Here is a 23,706-nt window from a genome sequence, read left to right as displayed (position 1 = left end):
ATGATTCAGATGTCCATTGACAAAAAAGTACGTGAATGGCAAGAGGCGGGTTTATTGGATGAAGCGACAGGGTTAAAACTAGTCGACTATGAACATAAACGACGGGCGGCTAGTGAGCAACATGATCACAAGCCGCCCGTTTTGGTCATTGTCGGATCCATTTTGTTGGCTCTTAGCCTTTTCAGTTTCGTCGCAGCCAACTGGCAAGCGATTCCTGACCTTTTGAAAATCGGTTTGTTTCTTTTATTTATGGTTGGATTTTATGTGTTTGCCGAGCGGGTTCGCTTAAAAACCCCAAGATATGTCACGCTGTTACGTGTACTAGGGTTCGTTTTCTTTATCGCGACCATGGCGGTCATTTTCACGACGTATAACCTGTCTGGCCAATTGACTCTATTGTTCTGGATTATCTTTGCGATGGCAGTACTTCATCGCATCTTGTATAAGCATGTCATATTCTCTATGATCACCGCAATCGCTGCATTTTTAGCCATCACCAATAGTTTCGAAAGCATCGGGCTGATTTTGATTGGGATTGCTCTAATCGTGACATGGGTGTGGTTCCATTTCGTCGATGAATCGTTGGACCGCACGTTTGCCTGGCTAACCTTTTATGGCCTTCTCAATATTTTCGGCCAGTATATCGATTTTGAGGGAAGACTGTGGCCGCTTTGGTCACTCGTCATCTTGCATGTATTGCTCTTGTTCTATCGAAAACAAGCCGCATGGCAAGCAACGTATCTGTTCACTGCGGCCGTTCTATCAATTGGTTATTTAATTAACGTGACAGAAAGTTGGCTCTCCCAAAGACCGCCTTCTGTCATTGAAGCGACACTTTTGTCGGTGGCACTCGTTGCCGTCTATTTGATTCACAGACGAAACGACCTTCTCTGGGTAAGTTTCCTTGCAGTCATCCCATTTGCACTTTTTGAAGATTCAGGAGTTTTACTGGCGGTCATCATCGAGGTGATTGCACTTACGTACTTGATTCGCCAAGACGTGACACGACAACCGACAATATTCGCTTTCATCTATTTCTTAATCGTTCAAATGACAATTTACTTTATCTACGTATGGGACCGGCTCGATATCTCACTCTTCTTCTTGATTGGTGCGTTAATCGTCTTTGCGTTGTCACTCGCATTATGGTGGCGTAATCGAACGAGAGGGGATGTGACGACATGAAACGGTTTTCTGTTTGGGTGATCCCGGTTGCCCAAGTCCTGATTGCAATCGTCTTTGTGGTACTTGTTTATGCTATTTCGTGGGTCGGAGAGACGTACACGTTTAAAGGGTCTTCGTTCGAGCCATATGATCCTTATTTTGGAGATTCCATCTATCTCGAATATGATGCCTTCAAAGGAAGACAAGATGTCGAAACCGGAACGGTCTATGTGTCCTTTAAAGAAGGGGAAGAGGGCTATGCTGTCATCGATCGAATTGAGTCAAAACCGTTTTTTGGTGGTATTCGGGCAAACTATTATGATCGACTTCTTTATATAGAAGAAATGGGTTCGTATCGTGTGTCTCAAAATGAGATAGATGCCATAAAAGGAAAGCAATCGTTCACGGTTCAAGTTGATGTCGCACCGTGGGGGATGCTCAGAATATATGAAATTGAGTCAAATGAATAAGATTTAATCATGACAGGAAGATTACAGGTTTGTTACACGGCTGATTGTAACGAATCTGTAATTTTTTTGTGAACATAAGGAATACCAACGTTTTTTTCAATTATTACAATCTGTAACCACTTTTTTTGCCATATGTCAGGAATGTTTCACTTCGATAAAATCACTACTTTGACGGGACTTGTCGTGGTAAATTAACATCTGTTCGTTACATAACGAGAAAGGTGATGACCTTACTACGATGAAATTATTAAAATATATGATCGTCATTGGAGCTACGATGATGGGGCTGTTCACATTCATGGATCAGGCAGATGCTGCTCAAATCGGAATCGGGACAGAACAGAAAATCGTACAAAACCCGCTTGAACTAGAACGACAAGCAATTGAAGAAGAACGACAAAAAGAAATCGCCCGCCAAAAGAAACTTGCTGAAGAAAAACGTATCGCAGAAGAGAAGCGGATCGAAGCAGAACGTCTTGCAGAAGAGAAAGCAAAAGAAGAAGCCGAGAAAGCAAGACTTGCGAAACTTGAAGCAGAACGAAAAGCGGAAGAGGAGCGAAAAGCAGCGGAACAGGCAACAGCTGCAAAAACGTCGACTTCAGCTACGCAAACAGTCAGTGCGACACCGGTATCTACATCTAAAAAGGTTATTACAGTCGAATCGACGGCTTATTCAAATGATGTTGCAGATAATAAGGCATACGGCGGTCGTGTATTAACGGCCACGGGTCATGATGTGACCGACTCGATTTATTATAACGGGATGCGAATTATCGCAGTCGACCCAGCCATCATCCCATTAGGCTCTAAAGTCCATATTCAAGGTGTCGGTGATGCGATCGCCCTTGATACAGGTGGCCGAATCAAAGGTCATATCGTCGATTTATTAGTCGATTCAAAACAGGACGCGATCCAATGGGGGCGTCGACATATTGAAGTAACGCTATACTAAAAATCAGGTTCTCCAATTAGGAGAGCCTTTTTTTGTTTAACAAAGTAGAGAAACGGGCAAAATAATATTTGAATTTCCATTTTGGAAATAGTTGAGGAGGGATCAGGTTGATTGAGTTTCGTGATGTATCAAAACGTTATGAAGACGGGACGTTAGCCGTCAAAGACTTGAGTTTAACTGTAGAAAAAGGAGAAATATTTGTATTGATCGGTCCTTCAGGTTGTGGCAAGACCACGACGATGAAAATGGTGAATCGATTAATCGATCATACGGATGGGAAAATTTTAATCGATGGAAAAGAAATCTATCAATTCGATATTTTTGAACTACGCCGTAATATCGGTTATGTACTCCAACAGATTGCATTATTCCCTCACTTAACTGTGGAAGAAAATATTTCTGTCGTACCGGAATTATTAAAGTGGAAAAAAGACCGAACAAAAGAGCGAGTGACCGAATTAATGAAAATCGCCGGACTGGACCCGAAACTTCGCTCGAAGAAGCCAGCAGAATTATCAGGAGGACAACAGCAACGCGTCGGCGTATTGCGTGCCTTAGCTGCAGACCCTGACGTCATCCTTATGGACGAACCCTTTTCTGCGCTTGATCCGATCAGCCGTGGTCAATTGCAAGATGACATTAAACGATTAAATGATGAGCTCGGGAAAACCATTTTATTTGTCACACACGACATGCAAGAAGCGATGAAGCTTGGTGATCGCATCGCGTTGATGCGTGACGGGGAACTCATGTTGATCGGTACGCCTGAGGAGATATTGGCGAGTGAAGACCCATTCGTCTTAGAATTTACACAACGCGGAAGAGGTGAGCTAGATGCTTGAGACGTTCCAAAATAGACAAGGACAGCTTGTCGAGGCACTGATTGAGCACTTACAGCTCTCTGTCGTATCGCTTTTGATTGCCGTATTGATTGCCGTACCATTGGGAATCTGGCTGACGCGCCGTAAGAAAATCGCCGAAACCGCCATTGGTGTCACTGCGATTATTCAAACGATTCCGTCGCTTGCCTTACTCGGATTAATGATTCCGCTCGTTGGAATCGGGGCATTACCTGCCATTATTGCGCTTGTCTTATATGCGCTCCTACCTATTTTACGAAACACGTTCACCGGTTTAAACGAAGTGGATAAATCGTTGCTTGAAGCCGCTCGAGCTTGTGGGATGAAGCCGAATCAAAGTTTGATGAAAGTTGAACTCCCGCTTGCTTTACCGGTCATCATGGCTGGTATACGGACCGCGATGGTTCTGATTGTCGGTACGGCGACGCTCGCTGCTTTAGTCGGAGCAGGTGGACTCGGTACGCTGATTTTGCTCGGGATTAATCGGAATGACAATTACTTAATTTTACTCGGGGCCATCCCGGCCGCGATTTTGGCACTCTTATTTGACTTCTTGTTGCGTCAGATGGAAGGTGCGACGGCGACTCGAAACAAGGCGAAATTGATTGCTGTTTCTACTGTCCTCGCCTTGGTCATCGTCACACCGCTCGCGTTCGGTCGTTCGCAAGAAACAGACTTAGTCGTTGCCGGAAAACTTGGTCCTGAGCCAGAGATTTTAATGAATATGTATAAATTATTGATTGAAGAAGAAACGGATTTGACCGTATCGGTGAAACCGAACTTTGGGGAAACAACATTCGTATGGGGGGCCCTCCAATCAGGGGATGTCGATATTTACCCTGAATTCACTGGGACCGCACTCGCGAGTCTCGTCAAAGAAACGCCTGAGTCAAACGATGCCGGTGAAGTGTACGAGCAAGCAAGAGAAGCGCTTGCTGAAGATGGATATGTGATGCTCGAACCGATGAAATTTAACAATACGTATGCACTCGCGATTCCACGTGATTATGCAGAGGCGGAAGGCATTACGGCCATTTCTGATTTACGGAATGTCGAGTCGGACATCAAGGCCGGTTTCACGCTTGAATTCACGGACCGTGAAGACGGATACCCAGGACTTCAAAACGAGTATGGGCTTGATTTCCCATCTGTCGTCTCGATGGAGCAAAAACTGCGTTATCGTGCCATCTCACGAGGAGATGTCAATTTAGTAGACGCCTATGCGACGGACCCTGATATTGCCGAGAACGACCTGGTCGTCTTAGAAGATGATCGTCAATTCTTCCCACCATACCAGGGAGCGCCACTCATGAAGGAAGAGACACTTGAAGAGTATCCAGAAATCGAGGATGCGCTCAATCAGCTCGCAGGTAAAATCACAGACGAACAAATGTCTGAATTGAATCGACGGGTCGCGTACGGAAATGAACGCGCGTACGATGTAGCGAAAGACTTCTTAGAACAGGAAGGATTACTATGAGAGCTTTGATTATTTCGAATCCGAAGTCCGGTACGAGCGAGACGATGCTCGGCGAAGTCATCGGAACGATTGAATCGCTCTATGAAGAAATCATCATCAAAAAGACACAGGAAATCGGGGACGCGCTCCGATTAGCCGAAACAAGTGAATCGTTCGACCATCTGATTGTCATTGGCGGGGACGGTACGCTAAACGAAGTAGTGAATGGGTTAATGACCTTACAGCGCGAGGAACGGCCGACAGTCGGCATCATTCCAGCAGGAACATGTAATGACTTCGCACGAGCGCTTGAACTGCCAATTCAACCGACACAGGCTGCTCAAATCATTCGTTCCTCTCACGAACAATATGTCGATGTCATTCAAGTCGATGAGATGTATGCGCTCAATTTCGTAGGCGTCGGTTTGATCGCGGATACATCTCGTCAAATCGATCCGGATGAAAAAGGATCATTAGGCTCAATCGGATATTTTTTAGCGACCATCCGTCAGTTCCGTGAAGCGGACCCATTCAACATCACGCTTCGGCGGGGCAGTGAAGTAATATATGACGGTGACGTTAGTTTTCTCTATGTTGGGAACGGGAGTTATCTCGGTACGGTCCCGACCAAACTTGAGACACAATCGTTTTCCGACGGGCTGTTAGAAGTGGTACACAGCTCGGCAATCGGATTTCCGATGATTCGTCAATTGTTAGCCCAGCAACTCGGTCTTGATCAAAAATCGGCGGAGTGGAATCACTTTCAGGCTTCACATGTTGAAGTCGAGTTAAACGAACCTCAAATCATTGATATCGATGGTGAACATTTCGAAACCGATCACTTGACGATACGGATTCGAGAGCGAGCCCTCACGTTTTTAACGCCATAAAGCATCAACAGAGAAAAGTATTCAGACTTTTCTCTGTTTTTTGTTGTCCTCATCTTGGAACCGTGTTAGTATTTCACTATTATTATGAAAATGAAATGAAAAAGAGGAAGTAGGGGTAAACATGGCGCAAAATTCATTCGCCTCAAAAATTGGATTTATACTAGCTGCCGCAGGGTCAGCAATCGGTTTAGGTGCAATCTGGAAGTTTCCATATGTCACCGGAACGAGCGGGGGCGGTGCCTTTTTACTCATGTTTTTGGCGTTCACATTATTACTTGGTCTGCCATTATTGATTGGAGAATTCATTGTCGGACGTTCGACTCAAAAGACTGCGCTTCTTGCTTTCAAACAGTTAGGGCATGGCCGTTGGACCATTATCGGCTACTTAGGTGTCCTTGCTTGTTTCTTGTTACTTTCCTTCTATAGTGTTATTGGGGGATGGGTCCTCATCTATATTGGACTCGGTTTAAGTGGGACGCTCAGTGGACGTTCGGCTGACGAATTTGGTGAGGTGTTCGGGAACGTCGTATCGACACCTGAAATTGCCGTACTCGGACAATTCTTGTTCCTCTTAATCACACTCTTAATTGTCTTACGTGGCGTTGAAGCAGGGATTGAACGAATGAGTAAAATTTTGATGCCACTCTTGTTCATCAGTTTCTTAGTTCTCGTGGTCCGCTCGTTGACGCTTGACGGAGCGATGGAAGGCGTTCGTTTCTTCTTACAGCCTGACTTTTCTGCATTGACTGGCGAATCGGTATTGTTTGCCCTCGGACAGGCGTTCTTCTCCTTATCGTTAGGGGTGGCAGCGATGCTGACATATGCGTCTTATATAAAGACGAAAGGAACATTGAACCGGTCGGCTAACATGATTGTCTTGTTGAACATTGCGGTTTCACTTTTAGCAGGTCTAGCCATCTTCCCGGCAGTCTTTGCAACAGGTCTTGATCCGGCTGAAGGTCCAGCGTTACTCTTTGTTGTTTTACCGGCAGTCTTCAACCAAGTACCGCTCGGTGGATTCTTCATGGTCTTGTTCTTCTTATTGTTTGCTTTCGCATCGATCACATCGTCGATTGCCATGTTAGAAGTCGTCGTCGCAGGTGTGACCGACCGTCTGAATGAAAAGAAATCGTCATGGACGAAAAAGAAAGTGACGGTGATAGCCGCCCTTCTCGTCTTCATCGTGGGAGTACCATCCGCGCTCTCGTTCGGACTCTTGAGTGAGGTACAGATTTGGAACGGTCGGACGTTCTTCGATATGATGGACTATCTCGTCAGCTATATTTTAATGCCGACGGGTGCACTCTTGACTTCCATCTTTGTCGGTTATGTCGTTGACCAACGTGTCCTAAAGGATGAAATCGAAACATCCAAACCTGGTGTGAAGCTTTACACAATCTGGCATGCGCTCATTCGCTATGTCATTCCTGTAACTGTCGCGATCGTCATGGTATCTACATGGATCACCACATAACAAACGAACCGTAGGCTCTATGAGTCTACGGTTTTTTTCGTCTCGCAACGGGAAAGTAGTCGATATAGGTAGTTGATTCTACACCTGTGGACGGAGGTATCGACGAATTTTATTATGCTAAAATGATAGAGATGACGAAACTTTTGTTGAGTGGTTTCGTAATGTACAATAGAAGTAACATGAGATGAGGTGAAAAGAATGAAAACATGGATGAAATGGGCCCTGACAGGGGCAGTCATATACTTTGCCATTAACGTATTCGATTTCTCCTGGTTATTCATTATTGTAGGGGCGCTCGTCTTGAATGAAGTGTGGTCGACGAACAAGCGCAAACAGCGTCAACGAACACCGACAACGGTGGCAAAACGTGCCAAGAAGAAACTGTTACTCGATGAGGAAGAATCGTTTTCTGGATCGAGGATTTTAAAACCGATCGAAGAGCCGATGCCTACGCGACAGTTCGAGGCGACAGACGATTTAGAGCTTCAATTTTTGCAACGGACGATTGAGCAAGGATATGAGAAGTTACAACAAATCGACCGTGTTCTTCCAGATATTAAGGATGTAGAGGTGAGGCGTGAAATGAAGGCCGTCTCGAAAGAAGCGCACGAATTGTTCGAAGAATTATTCGAAAATCCACAAGACGCAAAGCATGTTCGAGACCTGTTCACATTCTATTTAGATTCCCTCGTCTCGGTCGTCTTGAAATTTAAAGAGCTTGAAGGAAAACGGGTCGTCATTCAAGAAGAGACTCGGGAACAATTAATCACAAATATGCGACTAATTGTCGATAAATTTAAAGAACAACGCGGACGTCTCCTTGAAGATGACGCCGTAGACTTTGAACGTGAACTGATCATGATGGAGCGCGTCTTGTCTGATCAGCCGGAAGGGAGAAAGAAACATGACTTCATCGAATGAAACGAACTGGCAGTCATGGCCGGAAGAAGAACTGACTTCTGATACGAAAACAAAAACGGAGACGGAGGGGTTCAGTGACCCATCTGTCGAATGGTCATCCGTTACACAGTCACATGAAGTGCCAGCCATTCAAGCGAAACCAGACGTGCCTCAAGAGCATCGCGAGCGCATCACACGATTGGCTGAATCCATTGATATTAAAAAGACAGACTCTGTTATGTTGTTCGGGTCGAATGTCCAGCGCGAACTTTCCCAATTCTCTGATCAAATTTTGACGGAAGTGCGGATGAAAGATGGCGGCGATGCCGGGAAACTGTTGTCTGACTTGATGCAAAACGTCCGTAAGATGGACCCAGATATGCTTCAACCGGAAAAAAAGAGTTTCATGGATAACATTCCGCTCATCGGTCGTGCGAAGAAGAAGGCTGAAAACTATAAGCTTCAGTTCGAAAAAATGAATGTCTATTTGGAAGAGGTCATCCATAACCTCGATCGTGCGAAGTTTGGTCTCATGAAAGACATCACGATGCTCGATCAAATGTATGATAAGAACAAGCGATATTTCGAAGAGTTGAACGTCTATATCGCCGCGGGTGAGACAAAACTTGACCATGTACGGGAACACGAGATTGCCCCGTTACGTCAAGAAGTAGAAATTTCTAAAGATCAATCGAAGCTTCAACAATTGAACGATATGATTCAATTAGCGGACCGTTTTGAGAAAAAGTTACACGACTTAAAATTGAGTCGTACCATCAGCCTTCAAATGGCACCTCAAATTCGGGTCATTCAGCAGAATAACCAAATCCTCGCTGAAAAGATCGAGTCAGCGGTCGTCAACACGATTCCGCTTTGGAAAAACCAAGTCGTTCTTGCACTCAGCTTGACGCGCCAGAAAACGGCACTTCGTATGCAGCAGGACGTGACGAAGACGACAAATCAACTGCTTGAGCAGAACTCGAAGATGCTCAAAGATTCATCGATTGAAATTGCTCAAGAGAATGAAAAAGGGATTGTCTCTGTTGAATCACTGAAAGTCGCTCACGAGAACTTACTTTCTACGTTGGATGAAACATTACGCATCCAGCAAGAAGGGAAGCAAAAACGTCGTGACGCCGAGCGCGAACTTGACCGCATGGAGCACGAATTGAAGGAGAAGGTCATCGAAATCGCTTCGAAAAATAAAGAACTACCAAAGGACACTGGATACTAAGGGGGAAGTCTGAGCAATCAGACTTTCCTTTTCGACGAGGAGGGACTGGAGTGGAGAAGCAACGATTGTGGGATGAGACGTGGTTATTATTCGCTGATATGATGGCCGAGCGGCACTCGAAGTGTGCATCGAAGAGTGTGGCCTGTGTCATTGTAAAAGACGAAAAACCGATTTCAATTGGTCTCAATGGTACACCATCTGGTCATACGAACTGTAATGAAATCTATATCAAGCAAGAAGATGGGTTCTATAAGCATGCCGACTATGTTGCATCGACGGACGTCGATATGATCAACGAACCGGCACGACTCATCCGAGATGGCGTGACATATATCAAGTGTACAGACCCATATGATCACCATCACTGGTCGAAGCAACATGAAATCCATGCAGAAATCAACGCGATTGGAAAACTCGCTGCCGATTCAACGAATGCATTTGGTGCGACGGCGTATGTCACGCATTCACCATGTCATGCCTGTTCACTCGCCTTAATTGCGGCACGCGTCGCGCGAGTCGTTTATGCTGTCGGTTATGAGCATGGGGATGGGTTAGAATTGATGCGTGAAAGCGGAATTGAAGTGTTACATATGCCACTTGAAAAAATGTACAAAAATACATTGTAAACGTTTTCATTAGATGATATATTATTAATGTACTGCCAATGGTGTTTTACTCTTCCATTATTCGTCCCTCCTCGGAGGGGCTTTTTTTTGTTCAAAATGAGGTGAGACAAACTTTACACATAATGTTCAATATTTCACAATCTACACTTTAAAATCTCTTATATAATAAAAGTAGATTCAAGAGAGGGGAATTTACACATGGAAAAACTCGTTCGCTTTACAGATGGTGCATATGAAGTAGAGGCGTTGATCACACTCGAAGAAGTGTGGGAAGATAAATTTGCGATTGGCATGCACAAGGAGCTTGCCGTCAAATCATTAACCATTAACGGAAATGAAGTATCAGAGATTAAACATGTTCGTGCACTCCTTCGATACTATCCGACGCTTGGTGTATCAGGAATCTTGTTGGCATTAGATAAGGCGGCTGCTGAGATTGTCGCATTGTCGAAAGATCAAGATCCAGCGCTCCAATACGTTGAACTCGTGGCCATTCAAATGGACGAGGAAGCGACAAACGACTTGAAAACATTATATGCGGCAATGTGACCTCAATTGGGTGAACCATTTCACCCAATTTTATATTGCATCTTTTATTCCTTATGGTATGATGTTTACAGATGAAGAAATGGAACGCCATATCGTTGTCAACCATAAGCATGGGGATCTAGATAGCTAGATCGCTGTCAAAAAGCCACGTTCATAGGAACGTGGCTTTTTTTTGTTCAATGAAGTCGAATCCAGCCGCCACATCTTGAGCGAGGTGCGCATCCGAACCCATCGTGAACGGGATGTGCAGGTCGTTCGCGGATTTTGCAAGTCCGGCGACGTAAGGTACCCCACAATCCGGTTTTCGGAGTCCGGCCGTGTTGAAGTCAAGTCCGAATCCCCGGTCGGCAATCATCTGTAACAGACGTATTTCTTCCTCTTTTACTTTTGAGCGGTCCCATTCATAGTTTCTTTGATACTTTATCGGGAGATCGAGATGTCCGATACGAGCGACACGGATGTCTTCCCACGAAAATGAGAGACCCTGTTCAATCGACTCATAATAAGCTCTCAAGACGCTCTCGAATGAGCCAAACGCTTTGATGAGTTCATCAAACGTCTCGGCAGAATAATCAATCGGCATATAGGCGCCATCTCTATATAGGAAATGTTGCGATAAAATGACTTCATCAATCAATGGTGCGAAAGGCTTGAGTAAGGCAATGGTCTCTTTCTCTAAATGAGGCAATAAGTCGACTTCTAATCCAACTTTAATGTCGATAACCGCTTGATACTGCTGTTTCATCTGATGCAACGTATCGAGGTATTCTGGAAGTAGATCAATCGACATCGCCGAGTCTTGATTCGGGACCGGGTCGGTGAACGATAGGGGGAAAGGCGCATGTTCTGTGAACGTCATCGTTTGCAAGCCTTTTTCGATTCCGACTTGAATATAGTGTTCAATCGGGTCATTTGTACCGTGTGGACAAAAAGGGGTATGCACATGGCCATCGTGGGTAAAGTTAAACATCGATTACACGTCCTTTTCAGTTCATTTGGTTGACAGGTGTTTATCTGTTTGATAAATTTAACACAATACTTTAGTTTGGTAAAGTGATAACAAGATAAAGGGTGGTTATGATGATTTGGTCAAATTCAAAAGGTTCGATTCCAGAAGGCTGGTATGAACTTCAATCAGGAGATGTCATCCGTCCAAAACGATGGATGTTGTCATTTTTAGAGAAGGCAGAGTCGAGCGGCTACGCAGTCATCGATCCACCGCTTCTCGAATACTATTCACATTATCAAAATTTAGCGCTCTTTGACGAGTCAGCCTATTATCGATTGTTCGGGAACGACGGGGAACTTCTCGTCATGCGCCCTGACTATACACTACAAATCGCAAGAAAGTTAGCAGACGGTCATGAACCGATGCGTGTCGCTTACGCTGGTGCCGTCTATCGTCGGACGGTCAAACATTCCGGGCAACCCCATGAACGGCAACAGCTTGGACTCGAATGGGTCGATGGCGAAGAGAAGGACAGTCATCTAATTGAGTCCTTTCTCGATATGACGGAAGGGGTCCTGCCTACCGAACGTTTGACCATCAAAATTGGGTCAGCAGCCGTCATCTCGCTCATCGCGAAAGAGACAGGGATTCAGGAACGAACATTCCGAAAAATCTTAGCACTTCGAAACTTAGAATCATTACGTGAATTAGCAGAGACGTATCGCTATCCGTTGATTGCGAAGCTGCCCTTTTTAATCGGGAATTCTGCACTCGAAGAATTACGGGCTGAGGCACCGGAATCTTTAAAGGAAGCCATCGATGAAGTCGACGAGGCAGTAAAACACTTGCGTACCATCGGTTTAGAGGTGTCTTACGATTTCGGTCAAACGGGAGACTTTGATTACTACTCAGGATTGACCGTGACGGGAAGTGTGGAAGGCAAGCGTGTCCTTTCAGGAGGACGATATGATTCACTCTATGGACATTTTGGACACTCGAGACGAGCGTTCGGAATGTCGCTCGATTTAGAACAGTTAGATGAGGTGATTAAATGAAAGTAGCGGTCGCGAAAGGTCGGATTGAAAAAGCAGCCCGTCAATTTTTTGTCGAACGTGACTTACCCGTATGGCCAGAGAAGCGGGGACGTGAGTTGACGGTACAAGCAGGAAATCATGAATTCATTTTCGTCAAAGGGGACGACGTCTATAAATATGTGATGCATGGAGCGGCAGATGTTGGCATAGTCGGCGGTGATATTTTACGAGAAAAAACGCCAGGCGTACTCGAAGTCGTCGATTTACCGTTCGGTCGCTGTCGAATGGCCGTGTGTGGTCCAAAAGTTCGACGCAACGGCACAAAGAAATTGAAAGTGGCGAGTAAATATCCGAATATCGCCATATCACACTTTGCATCGAAGCGACAAAACGTAGAAGTCATTGCATTGAACGGGTCAGTCGAACTGGCTCCGTTAACGGGACTCGCTGATTGCATCGTCGACATCGTCGAGACAGGCGCGACGTTGGCTGCAAACGACTTGGAAGAATACGAGGCGATTTTTTCAATCAATGCAAAATTCATCACGAGTGAGACAGCTTTAGCGGAACAGCCTGACGAATTGAAGGCCTGGATTCGAAAGATGAGTCAGGAGGAGAACGCATGAGTACAGAAACGAATCGCTCAAGGCGCGAAGCTTGGGCCGAAGCCGTGAAACCGATCGTGGAATCGATAGAGGCCCGCGGAGACGAAGCGCTGCTTGAGTGGACGAAACAATTCGACGGGGTCGACCGAATTGAATCGGTCGATTTGGCCAGCTTTAATCCGCCAGTCGCATATGCTGAATTGACAGAGGCGCTGTCGTTAGCAGCAGAACGGATTCGTGCATTTCACGCGCGCCAAGTCCGACAAGAAGATGTGTTCGAAGATACGATGTTCCGACTTGGGAGACGCTATATGCCGCTGGATTCGGTAGGGGTTTATGTACCAGGTGGGACAGCCGTCTATCCGTCGAGCGTCCTGATGAATATCATTCCGGCGAAAGTGGCCGGTGTCAAACGAGTCGTCATGGTCACCCCACCAAAAGCAGATGGGATTGACATTTCCCTTTTGATTGCAGCAAAAATCGCAGGTGCCGATGAATGTTTTCTAATCGGAGGTGCCCAAGCCGTTGCCGCACTCGCATATGGGACAGAAACGATTCGTCCGGTCGATAAGATTGTCGGACCCGGAAATGCTTATGTTGCGACGGCGAAGGCGCTCGTCTCACACATCGTCGGGATCGACTCCGTCGCCGGACCGTCTGAAGTGTTGATCATTGCCGATGAAACGGCGAACCCGAAGTGGGTTGCCGCCGACCTGCTCGCACAAGCGGAACATGACGTCGAGGCGACGGCGATTGCGCTCGTCACGTCAGAAACCCTTCGCAATCAAATCGAGCAGGAGCTTGAGCGACAATTAGCGCAATTACCACGCCAGGACATTGCGAGAGAATCATTGAAACGTGGCGGAGTCTTATATCGGACAATCGAGGATGCAATCGAATACGCGAACACGATGGCAGCGGAGCATGTCCAGTTGGCCGTAAAAGATCCTGAGGTGTTGATGCGTGCGATTCGTCACGGTGGTTCGTTCTTTCTCGGACATGAGGCGGCCGAAGCATTTGGAGACTATATCGCTGGACCGAACCACGTCTTGCCTACGAGCGGGACAGCCCGCTTCTCTAGTGGACTATCGGTCGATGACTTTTATCGCCGTCAGACATTCCTTGAGATGACAGAACTGGATGAGACGATTACAAAGGCCGCGATTCGAATCGCCAAACAAGAACAATTAGAAGGACACGCCCGTGCGATGGCTGTTCGGATGGAGGACGTATGAGACGATATTATCAGAACATTCCACGCTATGTACCTCATGCCGCTTCGGGATATGCGCTCAATCAAAATGAAAGTCAATATCCGTTACCAGAACGTCTCGAACGAGCTATTCGAGACGTATCACTCGAGGCACTCAGCCGTTACCCAGTCGAAGAATTGCTCGCTTTAAAAGCAAGCTATGCTGACTATGCGGGAGTCGAGCCGACGCAACTCATGGTCGGCAGCGGGAGCGATGAGCTATTGGCCATCTTGAGTCAGGCGATTTTGGATACGGAAGACCGTGTGGTCGCACCGGCCCCAGACTTTTCGATGTATGGCATCTATACACAAATTGCCAGAGGGCATTTCACACAACCGGACGAACAGGGTTTGCGTTACGAGACGTTGACTGAGGTCATTCGAACAACCGACCCTAAACTCGTCTTGATCTCGAATCCGAATAACCCGACCGGAAAGATGTGGACACTAGACGAATTGTCTGACATTGCGACACGTGTACCGTATCTGGTCGTGGATGAAGCCTATATTGATTTCACAATGAAAGATTCATTTGTGTCTCGATTGAGCGAATATTCGAACGTCATCATCTTACGGACGTTATCGAAAGCGTTCGGTCTAGCAAACCTCCGGATTGGTTTCATGATTGCATCTGAAGAAATCATCGAACAGATTGACCGCTTCCGTTCGCCATTCAATGTCAGTGGTCTCAGTGCCGCTGTCGCCAACGTCGTCTTACGAGATGAAACGTATATTCAAGAGTCGATTCAGTTCCATACGGCGCAACGTGAGAAGTTAACGGAGTTGTTACGACCAGTCGGTGAGATTTTACCGAGCCGTGCCAACTTCATTTATGTCAAAACGGATGATAGTGAAGGATGGGCATCCCGCTTCCTTGATAAAGGAGTCCATGTACGTGCTTTTCCCGATGGACTACGTGTCAGTGCAGGGACAGACGAGGCGTATGCCTTAATCCGACAAACGATTGAAGAGGTGAATTCTGTTGAGAACAGCTGAACTAAAGCGTGAAACGAAAGAGACAAAAATTGATATTCAATTAAATCTAGACGGAACAGGTGAAAGTTCTATCCAAACAGGGGTCGGCTTCTTCGATCACATGTTGACGTTACTTGCTTTTCACAGTCAGATGGACTTGCATGTGAAAGTTGAAGGTGATACGTGGGTCGATGCCCACCATACGGTCGAGGATGTCGGGATCGCACTCGGTCAGCTTATCGCCAAGTCACTCGGGGATAAAGTCGGAATTCGCCGCTACGGGTCGAGTTACATGCCGATGGATGAGACGCTAGCACGAGCGGTCATTGATGTGTCTGGGCGTCCCTTCCTCGTCTATCAAGCGGATATTCGCAATCCGAAGCTTGGCGATTTTGATACCGAGCTCGCTGAGGAATTCTTCCGGGCCGTTGCCATGAATGGTCGACTTACACTGCACTTAGCTGTCCTGTACGGGTCGAACTCACATCACATGATTGAAGGGTTGTTCAAAGCGTTCGGACGAGCGCTTGCCGAAGCGGTCTCGAGCGATGGGACGAATCGTCTCCCTTCTACGAAAGGATGGATCGAAGGATGAAAGTAGCAGTCATCGATTATGGTATGGGAAACGTATTTAACGTCGAACGTGCGTTACAGGCCATCGGTTGCTACGTCGTGATCACGAACGATGCAAATCAAATTGAAGAGGCGGATGCCGTTTTACTTCCTGGGGTCGGTGCCTTCCCGCAAGCGATGCAATCGCTCGAACAGACGGGTCTTATCCCACTCTTGCAACAGATGGCGACGGAAAAGCCATTTTTAGGGATCTGTCTTGGGATGCAGCTCTTGTTTGATTCGAGCACGGAAGGTATGCCGACAAAAGGTCTCGGGTTGATTCCGGGAACGGTCGAACGGATGCGAGCGAAGCGTCTCCCACACGTCGGATGGAACTCGATCCTTCGCGATGAGGATGTCTATTTTGTCCACTCTTACCATGCCGTGACGGCGGACGACTACATTGTGGCGGCAGCTGATTATATGGGTGAGAAAGTTCCGGCAATCGTTCAAAAAGGGCTCGTGACGGGCATGCAGTTCCACCCGGAAAAGAGCGGGACGTTCGGTCTCAGCTTACTTCAAGAATGGAAGGAGGCGGTCGAGCGTGAGATTACTACCCGCCATTGATTTGATTGGAGGCAAGATCGTCCGTTTGACGGAAGGTGATTTTTCTACGGAAGAACAATACGGAGATCCGTATGAATTATTAAAAGCGTGGCAAGGGAAGGTCCCGATGATTCACTTGATTGATTTAGAAGGGGCCAAGGCAGGTGAGCCGCGTCATTTAGACGTTGTCCGTTATGCGAAGTCTCTAGGGTTCCTTGTCCAGACAGGAGGAGGAATTCGTTCAGAAGCCGCACTTGATGCGGTCATGGAAACCGGTGCGGATCGCGTCCTTTTAGGGACGAAGGCGTTTACGGATCCTGACTTTCTAGACATGGCGATTGAAAAGTATGGCAAGCGAATCGCTGTGGCACTCGATGCCTATGACGGGAAGGTCGCCATTAACGGATGGCAGGAAGCGACAAAACTCGATGACATCTCGGTCGCTCAAGACCTTGTCAAACGGGGGATCGAAACGATTCTATATACCGATATCGGATCCGATGGGAAACTGAATGGACCGAATTTTTCTCGCATGAAAGCGTTACGTCAAATCGTCAACGTCACATTGATTGCCTCAGGCGGTGTGACGACTGAAGAGGACGTGAAGGAACTGAAGATGGCAAAAATTGATGAGGCTGTCGTCGGGAAAGCACTTCTGTCCGGTAAGGTGAGCATCGAAGAACTGATTGAATGGGAGGCGCGTTATGCTTAAACGCAGAATTATTCCATGTCTTGACGTGAAAGAAGGTCGTGTCGTCAAAGGGATTGAGTTCGTACAATTACGAGACATCGGTGATCCGGTCGAAATCGCGAAATATTACGATGAGTCCGGAGCCGATGAACTTGTCTTTCTCGATATCGCGGCAAGTACGGAGCGTCGCCAGACGATGCTCGATGTCGTCAGTGCGGTAGCGCGGAAAGTATTCATCCCGCTGACGGTCGGAGGTGGGATTCGTTCACTAGAGGATATCTCGTCACTATTAAAAGCAGGGGCGGACAAAGTATCGTTGAACACGCTCGCTGTAGAATCCCCAAGTCTCATTCGTGAAGCGGCCGATCGTTTCGGTTCACAATGTATCGTCGTCGCAATCGACGTAAAGTTTGAAGATGGCGAATATTATGTGTACACATATGGTGGAAAACAGAAGACGGACCTGTTGGCGGTCGAATGGGCGAAACAAGTGGCCGCGCTCGGTGCGGGTGAACTTCTTGTCACGTCCATGAATCAAGATGGAAAGCAGAGCGGTTATGACCTTGCGATTTTAGAACAACTTCGTGAAGTCGTCGACATTCCGATTATCGCATCCGGTGGGGCAGGCAATGCCGAGCACGTAGTCGAAGCGCTTGAGAAAGTCGATGCCGCATTACTTGCATCCATCTTACATGACCGAAAAACGACAGTAGAAGAGGTGAAGCACGTATGCACGAGTCACAACTTGCCGATGCGGTTCGTTTCGACGAAAATGGACTGATTCCCGCCATCATCGTCTCAGACGACGGGGCGGTCCTCATGCTCGGATATATGAATGATGAGGCAATCCGACAGACGCTTCGTGAACGGGTCGTCACGTTCTGGTCTCGTTCAAAAGGGCGGCTGTGGATGAAAGGAGAGACGAGCGGAAATACATTAGACGTCGTCAGCATCCACGTCGACTGTGACCAGGATGCGCTTCTCGTTCGTGTTCATGCGAACGGTCCGACGTGTCATACCGGTAATCGAAGCTGTTTCTTTACGGAGGTGAACGTATGATTCATGAATTGGAACAATTGATTCAATTTAGAAAAGATGAACCGAAGGAAGGATCGTATACGACCTACTTGTTTGAACAGGGCGTTGAAAAAATCGCGAAGAAGTTTGGAGAAGAATCGTTCGAGGTCGTCATTGCTGCCATGACGGATGAAGACTTGGTTGAAGAGTCAGCAGACCTTCTGTATCACTTACTCGTCTTGTTAGCAGCCAAAGGTGTGCGCTTAGAGGATGTGGAAGCGTTACTCGCCAAACGTCATGGTACGACAACACCGGCGAAACCTCGTCGCGACGTCACAGAATGGTAATGGAAAGAGGAAGGAGACGCTCCTTCCTCTTTTGTATTACCGATTGACCGAGGCGGCCATGCGAATGTATGTATGACGTCGCCCGCGAATGGCAATGGAAAGTGCCTGAATGTTCTCTGGGACGGCAATCCCCGACAGTCCGGCGTCACCGATGTGCACGATGTCTGCTCCGCCTCGTTTTGAAGAGAGTGCGATTTCCCGAACGGTCGCAACATCTGCACCTTCTTGTGACGTTCCAATCGCCGCTAACGTGAGAGCACCGAGCGATTGCAACTCCTGAACGAGTTCGTAGAACGATTCTTCACGGACACCAGGTACGGTGCCTGGAGCTGGTAGTAGGATAATGTCTGCGCCGGCTTCGACGAAGCGGATATACGCGTCGCGGTCCAATACATTGCCGGCACCAGCCTGATGCATTTTCCCGGCAATGATGACCCCTGCGAATTCACGACGCGCTTGGATGATCGCTTGTTCGATTGCTTCATTCGTAACTCCGGTATTCGGATTGCCTGTCAAACAGACGAAGTCAATCCCGAGCTCAGATGCTTTTTGGAACGCTTCGATTGAAGCGAGTCTGCCTCGTTTCACTTCATTCATCTCGGACGACTTCTCTGAAAAATCGACAGGTTCCAAGTTGACTCCAATTGGCAATCCGATCAGACGTTTTAGTTCTAGAATCGGATGGTCGCTCATCTCATCACCTGGCATGTCGCCAAACAGCGCGTGACTTTCGAGTCCTTTGATGTACGGGTGAAACACATCCAACATATTCAATAAAATCAAATCGGCACCGAACGCTCGCGCGAGTTCTGCGTTTGTCACTTCTGGATAGAGTGGCTGCACCGTTGGGATGACCTCGGCCATGACCGTTCGACCTTCTGCTTTTCGAATCGAATCGACTAAATCTTGACGATTAAACGTGATAAAATCACTTGCCCGACATTCCAGTATTCGTTTCATATGATCTGCCTCCTTCTGCTCATCCTTATCTCTATTCCCTAAACCCTTGAAAAATCCTCTATACTAATTTTAAGGAGGGATTATGATGTCGGAAAAAGAAAAGATGATTCGTGGTGAACTGTATTTAGCTGGTGATGAAACGCTCGTTGCAGATCGTAAGCATGCCCGGAGATTAACTGAACAATTCAATCGTTCTGGAATCGATGATTTGGAAGGACGAAAAGAGATTCTTAGTGAGTTACTCGGTTCAACGAAAGGGTCGTATTATATCGAGCCGAACTTCAAATGTGATTATGGGTATAACATCCACGTAGGAGATCGATTCTATGCGAATTTTGACTGTGTCTTCCTAGACATCTGTCCCATCACGTTTGGGGATGACTGCATGCTCGCACCGGGTGTACATATTTATACGGCGACACATCCGATCGATCCGATCGATCGGATCTCAGGATATGAGTTCGGGAAGCCGGTGACCATCGGCGACCGCGTGTGGATCGGTGGAGGGGCGATTATCAATCCCGGTGTGACGATTGGGGATGAGGCCGTCGTCGCATCCGGTGCGGTCGTCACAAAAGATGTGCCATCTCGAACAGTCGTCGGAGGAAATCCGGCACGTGTGATCAAGACGATTGACTGACAAAAACTCCTGAACGCGTGGTTCAGGAGTTTTTTACATGACTTGTTTTCTTGTATTTCTGAATAGCTGAATATGCAAGATGAAGCGCCGTTTCATCACCAATCGTCACCCGAATCCCCGTAGGTTGTTTCGACGTGTGTATGTTCAAGTCGGTCAAATGGGCCCACACTGCTTTAGGTTGTTCTAACTCGATATACAAGAAGTTTGTCGATGCAGGGAGGACATGACCGATGGATTCAAAGGCTAGTGCCCACTTTTGCCGCATCTCGTCATGCCATTCGATTGTTTCTTGAAGATAACTCGCATCTTTTAAGAAGATATTGCAAATTTTAGCACTCACTCCGCTGATATTAAATGGCGGGATGAATTGACGGAAATAGTGTGCGAGTTCGCAGTTTGTCACCATGAATCCGATTCGTACGTTTGCCAATCCGAACGCTTTTGACATCGTACGAAGGACGATGAGATTCGGAAGGGTGGCAATGAACGGGATCATGCTCGCATCTGGTGTGAAGTCCATGTACGCCTCATCCACCACGATATATGGCACGATTGAGGCGAGATGCGTCAACTCTTCTACGGTCCAAAGCTTCCCGGTTGGATTGTTCGGATTCGAAAGGAGAAGAAGCTTTGGATGATGCGTCTCAATCGCCTTTACCATTCCTTCATACGATAAATCAACGGCTTGAACATGATGACCGTGTGCGATAGTCGTGAAGATTGGGTACATCGAAAAGTCAGGTGCCGGAGACAAGACGATGTCATGTGGTGCGAGCAATGCTTGCGTCACGACATGAATCATCTCGTCACTCCCACAACCGACGAGTAATTGCTCGGGTGTGACGCCAACGTACGCAGCGTAGCGTTCGAACAATTCATTGATCGGTTCGACCGGATATTCGTGTAAGTCATCATACGTCAACGAATCAAGCTGATTCTTGATGCGGTCAGGTAACGGGAATTGACTTTCATTTTGGTTTAACCGATGTCCCGTCGGATATACGACGGGATAGATCGGTAGCTCGACTTGTCTCATTCAGTTGGCTCCATCGAGAACCATTTTTTCACCAATTCATCGATTTCGCCAGACGCCATCATTTTGTTCAATTCTTCGTTGAACTGGTCGCGTAACTCATCATCTAATTTGAAGGCAGCAGCTGATCCTTTTTCGCCATCCTCTTTCAAAGCGAATGTATAGAGGCTGTCATCTTGGTCTAAATACTTTTGTGCGACCGTGTCTTCGATGACCATTGCATCGATTCGACCTGTGTTCAACTCTTGAACGATTTCAGGGATCTTGTTCAACGATACGAGTTCAGCGTCAGGTGCTTGTTCTTTAGCGATATTTTCTTGAATCGAAGCTGTTTGGACACCGATTTTCTTACCAGACAAATCTTCGATTGCCTGAAGGGACTCGTCTTTAGTCATGATCAAGTTTGTCGCGGATAGATAGATGTCTGAGAAATCGGCATTCTCTTTACGCTCTTCTGTTGGCGTCATCCCGGCCATGACGAAGTCGACACGCCCGCTATTGAGGGCTCCGAGTAAGCTACCGAAGTCCATATCTTCAATCTTCAATTCGTAACCGAGGCGTTCTGTGATTGTCTCCGCGATTTCAATATCAAATCCGACAATCGCATCTCCGTTTGCCGTATCGACAAATTCATATGGGAAGTAATCGGCGCTTGTCCCCATGACGAGCGTTTTTTGTTCTGTCGCTTCACCTTCTGTCTCTTGACTACATGCACCGAGTAATACTGCGCTCATCATAAGTGTACCTGCTAATAACCATTTTTTCATATGTGTATAATGCCTCCCTGTTGTAGATGAGACTAAGTGTATATGTATGATTATTAATTGTAAAGCATAAATATACAAAATTATTAAAAAGAGAAGCACTTTCTATCTGAAAGCGTTCTCTTCTTAGTTTTTCAACAGATACGACATAATTCGCTCAATCGGAATTTCTCGATTGTCCATCGTATAGGTTTGTAAGTAAGAATGCTTAGTAGGCCGTTTGCAGTATTCATTCATCTTAGACCAATTCTCATACGAAACTTGATCAATTTGACTCGGTCGTCTGACACGGTTTCGAAGTCGTGTGTTAATTTCTTCGTAATTTTCATGACGACACTCGATATAACGGTAAGTCGCTCCGTACTTGGTGGAAATCGCTATCCCTTTATCGAGCATTTCATCATAGAGACATGGACTGTCGAGAATGACGTTTTGTCCAAGTGATAGGTGATACTCGACGAGGGACCAATCGACATCATAAGCCATCTTCCCGATTTCTCCATCCGAGAAGTTGCCATCAGGAAGCGTATGGAGTAGGGCGGTCTTTGAAACATCATGATCGATGATGACTGCGGGTACGTGTTGGATGATACGCTTAGCCAATGTGGATTTTCCTGATCCAGGTGTTCCAGACATTTGAAGAAAAAACAGATGATCACCTCACATCTAAGTAGGAGCAAATCTTATTACTCATACAACTTGATTTATTTGTTAAAAAGGCTCATTTCCAAAAGATAATCTTCGATACAATCGACCTGAATAACCTGATAAGGTTAGTTAAAGGTTTGATCCGATGTTAGCATTTGCATACCATGATGACGTTCCCGTCAAGATCTTTGAAATTGAACCAATGTTCGTGCTCAATGGGTGTAATGACCTCAATGTCGTGTTGAGTCATATAAGAATAAGCTTGATGAATATCGTGTGTATTTAAGTGAAATAGTGGTGTCTGGATGATGTTATCTTTTGAGTAGATGTTACTATCTAAAACAAGGTTAGTACCCTCTAATGGAATGACATATAAATGGTCGAATAAGATTTCTCCTTTTGTTGAAAGATCGAATAAATCACAATACCAGTCACGCGCTTTTTGAATATCACTTACCGGAATAAAGATGGTGCCGATTTTGTGAAGGATAGGGTTCATAGAAATTCCTGCCTTTTCATTTGATGAATGAAGTTTGTAACATCTTTCTGAGAATTTAAGACGATGATCTGTTTCTCGTGAGAATATTGTTTGATTCGTTTGACCATCTCTGGCTTTTGAACGTCAGGAAAATTCCAAACCCACTTGAGGAATGCGAAATCGAGTTTTTCCTCACAGGATGCGCCCATGTCCGGTCGCGTCGTGCCACGATATCGGACGACTCGTTTAAGGACACGGTTTATACAGACGATGCGTGGAAGATCGATTAAAATGACAGTGTCCGCTGCCTGTAGTCGTAAATCAAGCGTATTCCCGAAGTTTCCATCGATGATCCATTCATCCTTCTTCACGAGTTGTTGTTGGATATCGATTCGTTCCGCTCTCGGCGCCATCACCCATCCTGGTCTCCACATGAGAGCGTCCAAATGATAGACATCGAGATGTAATCGTTCACCGAGTTGACGGGCGAGTGTGGATTTCCCCGCACCGCCAGAACCGATGATCATGATGCGTTTCATATTTAGATTGCTATCAATCGTTAAGCTGCTCATCTACT

General features: G+C 46.4%; 26 protein-coding genes and 2 pseudogenes. 21 read left to right on the top strand and 7 right to left on the bottom strand.

From position 1 onward, the window contains the following. Positions 1-9: 9 nt before the first annotated feature. The 11 genes and pseudogenes from KNO72_RS01275 (at position 10) to KNO72_RS01225 (ending at position 10,578) form a co-directional block, all read left to right on the top strand. Positions 10-1,185: a DUF2157 domain-containing protein gene (locus KNO72_RS01275; protein ID WP_251026318.1), complete on the top strand. Its 1,176-nt coding sequence runs from the start codon at positions 10-12 to the stop codon at positions 1,183-1,185. Next, the gene (locus tag KNO72_RS01270) at positions 1,182-1,634 is read left to right on the top strand and encodes a GDYXXLXY domain-containing protein (RefSeq protein ID WP_214757089.1); all 453 of its coding nucleotides are present in this window, start codon (positions 1,182-1,184) and stop codon (positions 1,632-1,634) included. The genes KNO72_RS01275 and KNO72_RS01270 overlap by 4 nt, the downstream gene beginning before the upstream one ends. A gap of 238 nt (positions 1,635-1,872) precedes the next feature. After that, positions 1,873-2,586 carry a 3D domain-containing protein gene (locus KNO72_RS01265; RefSeq protein WP_240499813.1) on the top strand — a complete coding sequence of 238 codons (714 nt, stop codon included), beginning with the start codon at positions 1,873-1,875 and terminating at the stop codon, positions 2,584-2,586. A gap of 107 nt (positions 2,587-2,693) precedes the next feature. Beyond that, positions 2,694-3,410 (top strand): annotated as a pseudogene (locus tag KNO72_RS01260) (ABC transporter ATP-binding protein); the annotation flags it as partial. Between the two features lie 10 nt (positions 3,411-3,420). Further along, positions 3,421-4,926: an ABC transporter permease/substrate-binding protein gene (locus KNO72_RS01255; RefSeq protein WP_214688837.1), complete on the top strand. Its 1,506-nt coding sequence runs from the start codon at positions 3,421-3,423 to the stop codon at positions 4,924-4,926. Then, positions 4,923-5,795, top strand: coding sequence for a diacylglycerol/lipid kinase family protein (locus KNO72_RS01250; RefSeq protein WP_078146771.1), 873 nt, complete (start codon positions 4,923-4,925; stop codon positions 5,793-5,795). The genes KNO72_RS01255 and KNO72_RS01250 overlap by 4 nt, the downstream gene beginning before the upstream one ends. A gap of 121 nt (positions 5,796-5,916) precedes the next feature. Next, positions 5,917-7,269 carry a sodium-dependent transporter gene (locus tag KNO72_RS01245; RefSeq protein ID WP_214757088.1) on the top strand — a complete coding sequence of 451 codons (1,353 nt, stop codon included), beginning with the start codon at positions 5,917-5,919 and terminating at the stop codon, positions 7,267-7,269. A 198-nt stretch (positions 7,270-7,467) separates the two neighbouring features. After that, positions 7,468-8,190 (top strand): 5-bromo-4-chloroindolyl phosphate hydrolysis family protein, encoded by a 723-nt coding sequence (locus KNO72_RS01240; RefSeq protein ID WP_078146773.1) that lies wholly within the window; start codon positions 7,468-7,470, stop codon positions 8,188-8,190. Further along, positions 8,174-9,403, top strand: a complete 1,230-nt coding sequence (locus tag KNO72_RS01235) for a toxic anion resistance protein (protein ID WP_078146774.1) — start codon at positions 8,174-8,176, stop codon at positions 9,401-9,403. Before KNO72_RS01240 ends, KNO72_RS01235 begins: the two co-directional genes overlap by 17 nt. A 50-nt stretch (positions 9,404-9,453) precedes the next feature. Further along, complete coding sequence (locus tag KNO72_RS01230; RefSeq protein ID WP_214684421.1) at positions 9,454-10,029, top strand: deoxycytidylate deaminase; 576 nt, start codon at positions 9,454-9,456, stop codon at positions 10,027-10,029. 198 nt (positions 10,030-10,227) lie between these two features. After that, positions 10,228-10,578 carry a hypothetical protein gene (locus KNO72_RS01225; RefSeq protein WP_078146776.1) on the top strand — a complete coding sequence of 117 codons (351 nt, stop codon included), beginning with the start codon at positions 10,228-10,230 and terminating at the stop codon, positions 10,576-10,578. A 151-nt stretch (positions 10,579-10,729) separates the two neighbouring features. Here KNO72_RS01225 and hisJ read toward each other — a convergent pair whose 3' ends face one another. After that, the gene (gene hisJ, locus KNO72_RS01220) at positions 10,730-11,548 is read right to left on the bottom strand and encodes a histidinol-phosphatase HisJ (protein WP_078146777.1); all 819 of its coding nucleotides are present in this window, start codon (positions 11,546-11,548) and stop codon (positions 10,730-10,732) included. A 110-nt stretch (positions 11,549-11,658) separates the two neighbouring features. Here hisJ and KNO72_RS01215 point away from each other — a divergent pair, with 110 nt between their 5' ends. The 9 genes and pseudogenes from KNO72_RS01215 (at position 11,659) to hisIE (ending at position 18,606) form a co-directional block, all read left to right on the top strand. Continuing rightward, positions 11,659-12,582 carry an ATP phosphoribosyltransferase regulatory subunit gene (locus tag KNO72_RS01215; protein ID WP_078146778.1) on the top strand — a complete coding sequence of 308 codons (924 nt, stop codon included), beginning with the start codon at positions 11,659-11,661 and terminating at the stop codon, positions 12,580-12,582. After that, on the top strand, positions 12,579-13,187 hold the full coding sequence (hisG, locus tag KNO72_RS01210) for an ATP phosphoribosyltransferase (protein ID WP_078146779.1): 609 nt from the start codon (positions 12,579-12,581) through the stop codon (positions 13,185-13,187). Before KNO72_RS01215 ends, hisG begins: the two co-directional genes overlap by 4 nt. Further along, the gene (hisD, locus tag KNO72_RS01205; RefSeq protein ID WP_214684420.1) at positions 13,184-14,401 is read left to right on the top strand and encodes a histidinol dehydrogenase; all 1,218 of its coding nucleotides are present in this window, start codon (positions 13,184-13,186) and stop codon (positions 14,399-14,401) included. Before hisG ends, hisD begins: the two co-directional genes overlap by 4 nt. Further along, complete coding sequence (locus tag KNO72_RS01200; RefSeq protein WP_214757086.1) at positions 14,398-15,414, top strand: pyridoxal phosphate-dependent aminotransferase; 1,017 nt, start codon at positions 14,398-14,400, stop codon at positions 15,412-15,414. The genes hisD and KNO72_RS01200 overlap by 4 nt, the downstream gene beginning before the upstream one ends. Beyond that, positions 15,401-15,988, top strand: a complete 588-nt coding sequence (gene hisB, locus KNO72_RS01195) for an imidazoleglycerol-phosphate dehydratase HisB (protein WP_031423922.1) — start codon at positions 15,401-15,403, stop codon at positions 15,986-15,988. Before KNO72_RS01200 ends, hisB begins: the two co-directional genes overlap by 14 nt. After that, positions 15,985-16,572 (top strand): imidazole glycerol phosphate synthase subunit HisH, encoded by a 588-nt coding sequence (gene hisH, locus KNO72_RS01190; RefSeq protein ID WP_078146782.1) that lies wholly within the window; start codon positions 15,985-15,987, stop codon positions 16,570-16,572. Before hisB ends, hisH begins: the two co-directional genes overlap by 4 nt. Further along, positions 16,550-17,263: a 1-(5-phosphoribosyl)-5-[(5-phosphoribosylamino)methylideneamino]imidazole-4-carboxamide isomerase gene (gene hisA, locus KNO72_RS01185; protein WP_078146783.1), complete on the top strand. Its 714-nt coding sequence runs from the start codon at positions 16,550-16,552 to the stop codon at positions 17,261-17,263. Before hisH ends, hisA begins: the two co-directional genes overlap by 23 nt. After that, the gene (gene hisF, locus KNO72_RS01180) at positions 17,256-18,023 is read left to right on the top strand and encodes an imidazole glycerol phosphate synthase subunit HisF (protein ID WP_078146784.1); all 768 of its coding nucleotides are present in this window, start codon (positions 17,256-17,258) and stop codon (positions 18,021-18,023) included. The genes hisA and hisF overlap by 8 nt, the downstream gene beginning before the upstream one ends. Next, positions 17,972-18,606: pseudogene (gene hisIE, locus KNO72_RS15840) on the top strand (bifunctional phosphoribosyl-AMP cyclohydrolase/phosphoribosyl-ATP diphosphatase HisIE). The gene hisF and the pseudogene hisIE overlap by 52 nt, the downstream one beginning before the upstream one ends. Before the next feature lie 36 nt (positions 18,607-18,642). Here hisIE and KNO72_RS01165 read toward each other — a convergent pair. After that, a complete protein-coding gene (locus tag KNO72_RS01165; RefSeq protein ID WP_078146787.1) occupies positions 18,643-19,566 on the bottom strand; it encodes a DUF7916 family protein in 924 nt (307 codons plus the stop codon). Between the two features lie 82 nt (positions 19,567-19,648). On the opposite strand from KNO72_RS01165, the gene KNO72_RS01160 reads away from it, so the two are divergent. Further along, positions 19,649-20,206 carry a maltose acetyltransferase domain-containing protein gene (locus KNO72_RS01160; protein ID WP_214757083.1) on the top strand — a complete coding sequence of 186 codons (558 nt, stop codon included), beginning with the start codon at positions 19,649-19,651 and terminating at the stop codon, positions 20,204-20,206. 22 nt (positions 20,207-20,228) lie between these two features. On the opposite strand, the gene KNO72_RS01155 is transcribed toward KNO72_RS01160, so the two are convergent. The 5 genes from KNO72_RS01155 to KNO72_RS01135 all read right to left on the bottom strand — a co-directional run bounded on the left by KNO72_RS01155 (position 20,229) and on the right by KNO72_RS01135 (position 23,701). Then, complete coding sequence (locus KNO72_RS01155; RefSeq protein ID WP_214757082.1) at positions 20,229-21,242, bottom strand: pyridoxal phosphate-dependent aminotransferase; 1,014 nt, start codon at positions 21,240-21,242, stop codon at positions 20,229-20,231. Then, entirely contained in the window at positions 21,239-22,006 is a 768-nt protein-coding gene (locus tag KNO72_RS01150; protein ID WP_078146790.1) for a transporter substrate-binding domain-containing protein, read from the bottom strand. Before KNO72_RS01150 ends, KNO72_RS01155 begins: the two co-directional genes overlap by 4 nt. 123 nt (positions 22,007-22,129) lie before the next feature. Further along, the gene (locus KNO72_RS01145; RefSeq protein WP_256440171.1) at positions 22,130-22,639 is read right to left on the bottom strand and encodes a P-loop nucleotide/nucleoside kinase family protein; all 510 of its coding nucleotides are present in this window, start codon (positions 22,637-22,639) and stop codon (positions 22,130-22,132) included. A gap of 160 nt (positions 22,640-22,799) precedes the next feature. Continuing rightward, the gene (locus KNO72_RS01140) at positions 22,800-23,150 is read right to left on the bottom strand and encodes a VOC family protein (protein WP_214757079.1); all 351 of its coding nucleotides are present in this window, start codon (positions 23,148-23,150) and stop codon (positions 22,800-22,802) included. Further along, positions 23,147-23,701, bottom strand: a complete 555-nt coding sequence (locus KNO72_RS01135; RefSeq protein ID WP_251028251.1) for a DNA topology modulation protein — start codon at positions 23,699-23,701, stop codon at positions 23,147-23,149. Before KNO72_RS01135 ends, KNO72_RS01140 begins: the two co-directional genes overlap by 4 nt. Between the last annotated feature and the right edge of the window lie 5 nt (positions 23,702-23,706).

The sequence above is a fragment of the Exiguobacterium sp. s123 genome (assembly GCF_018617075.1).
Lineage (GTDB): Bacteria > Bacillota > Bacilli > Exiguobacteriales > Exiguobacteriaceae > Exiguobacterium > Exiguobacterium profundum.
This window is presented reverse-complemented; position numbering and strand designations above follow the sequence as displayed.

What these genes read in the sequence shown, in the direction of transcription:
- KNO72_RS01150 (WP_078146790.1), bottom strand. Translation starts at nt 22,006, where the DNA reads ATGAAAAAATGGTTATTAGCAGGTACACTTATGATGAGCGCAGTATTA.
- KNO72_RS01265 (WP_240499813.1), top strand. Translation starts at nt 1,873, where the DNA reads ATGAAATTATTAAAATATATGATCGTCATTGGAGCTACGATGATGGGG.
- KNO72_RS01135 (WP_251028251.1), bottom strand. Translation starts at nt 23,701, where the DNA reads ATGAGCAGCTTAACGATTGATAGCAATCTAAATATGAAACGCATCATG.
- KNO72_RS01160 (WP_214757083.1), top strand. Translation starts at nt 19,649, where the DNA reads ATGATGTCGGAAAAAGAAAAGATGATTCGTGGTGAACTGTATTTAGCT.
- hisH (WP_078146782.1), top strand. Translation starts at nt 15,985, where the DNA reads ATGAAAGTAGCAGTCATCGATTATGGTATGGGAAACGTATTTAACGTC.
- KNO72_RS01215 (WP_078146778.1), top strand. Translation starts at nt 11,659, where the DNA reads ATGATTTGGTCAAATTCAAAAGGTTCGATTCCAGAAGGCTGGTATGAA.
- KNO72_RS01255 (WP_214688837.1), top strand. Translation starts at nt 3,421, where the DNA reads ATGCTTGAGACGTTCCAAAATAGACAAGGACAGCTTGTCGAGGCACTG.
- hisJ (WP_078146777.1), bottom strand. Translation starts at nt 11,548, where the DNA reads ATGTTTAACTTTACCCACGATGGCCATGTGCATACCCCTTTTTGTCCA.
- hisF (WP_078146784.1), top strand. Translation starts at nt 17,256, where the DNA reads ATGCTTAAACGCAGAATTATTCCATGTCTTGACGTGAAAGAAGGTCGT.
- KNO72_RS01165 (WP_078146787.1), bottom strand. Translation starts at nt 19,566, where the DNA reads ATGAAACGAATACTGGAATGTCGGGCAAGTGATTTTATCACGTTTAAT.
- hisD (WP_214684420.1), top strand. Translation starts at nt 13,184, where the DNA reads ATGAGTACAGAAACGAATCGCTCAAGGCGCGAAGCTTGGGCCGAAGCC.
- KNO72_RS01145 (WP_256440171.1), bottom strand. Translation starts at nt 22,639, where the DNA reads ATGTCTGGAACACCTGGATCAGGAAAATCCACATTGGCTAAGCGTATC.
- KNO72_RS01250 (WP_078146771.1), top strand. Translation starts at nt 4,923, where the DNA reads ATGAGAGCTTTGATTATTTCGAATCCGAAGTCCGGTACGAGCGAGACG.
- KNO72_RS01270 (WP_214757089.1), top strand. Translation starts at nt 1,182, where the DNA reads ATGAAACGGTTTTCTGTTTGGGTGATCCCGGTTGCCCAAGTCCTGATT.
- KNO72_RS01155 (WP_214757082.1), bottom strand. Translation starts at nt 21,242, where the DNA reads ATGAGACAAGTCGAGCTACCGATCTATCCCGTCGTATATCCGACGGGA.
- KNO72_RS01140 (WP_214757079.1), bottom strand. Translation starts at nt 23,150, where the DNA reads ATGAACCCTATCCTTCACAAAATCGGCACCATCTTTATTCCGGTAAGT.
- KNO72_RS01225 (WP_078146776.1), top strand. Translation starts at nt 10,228, where the DNA reads ATGGAAAAACTCGTTCGCTTTACAGATGGTGCATATGAAGTAGAGGCG.
- KNO72_RS01240 (WP_078146773.1), top strand. Translation starts at nt 7,468, where the DNA reads ATGAAAACATGGATGAAATGGGCCCTGACAGGGGCAGTCATATACTTT.
- hisG (WP_078146779.1), top strand. Translation starts at nt 12,579, where the DNA reads ATGAAAGTAGCGGTCGCGAAAGGTCGGATTGAAAAAGCAGCCCGTCAA.
- KNO72_RS01200 (WP_214757086.1), top strand. Translation starts at nt 14,398, where the DNA reads ATGAGACGATATTATCAGAACATTCCACGCTATGTACCTCATGCCGCT.
- KNO72_RS01275 (WP_251026318.1), top strand. Translation starts at nt 10, where the DNA reads ATGTCCATTGACAAAAAAGTACGTGAATGGCAAGAGGCGGGTTTATTG.
- KNO72_RS01235 (WP_078146774.1), top strand. Translation starts at nt 8,174, where the DNA reads ATGACTTCATCGAATGAAACGAACTGGCAGTCATGGCCGGAAGAAGAA.
- KNO72_RS01245 (WP_214757088.1), top strand. Translation starts at nt 5,917, where the DNA reads ATGGCGCAAAATTCATTCGCCTCAAAAATTGGATTTATACTAGCTGCC.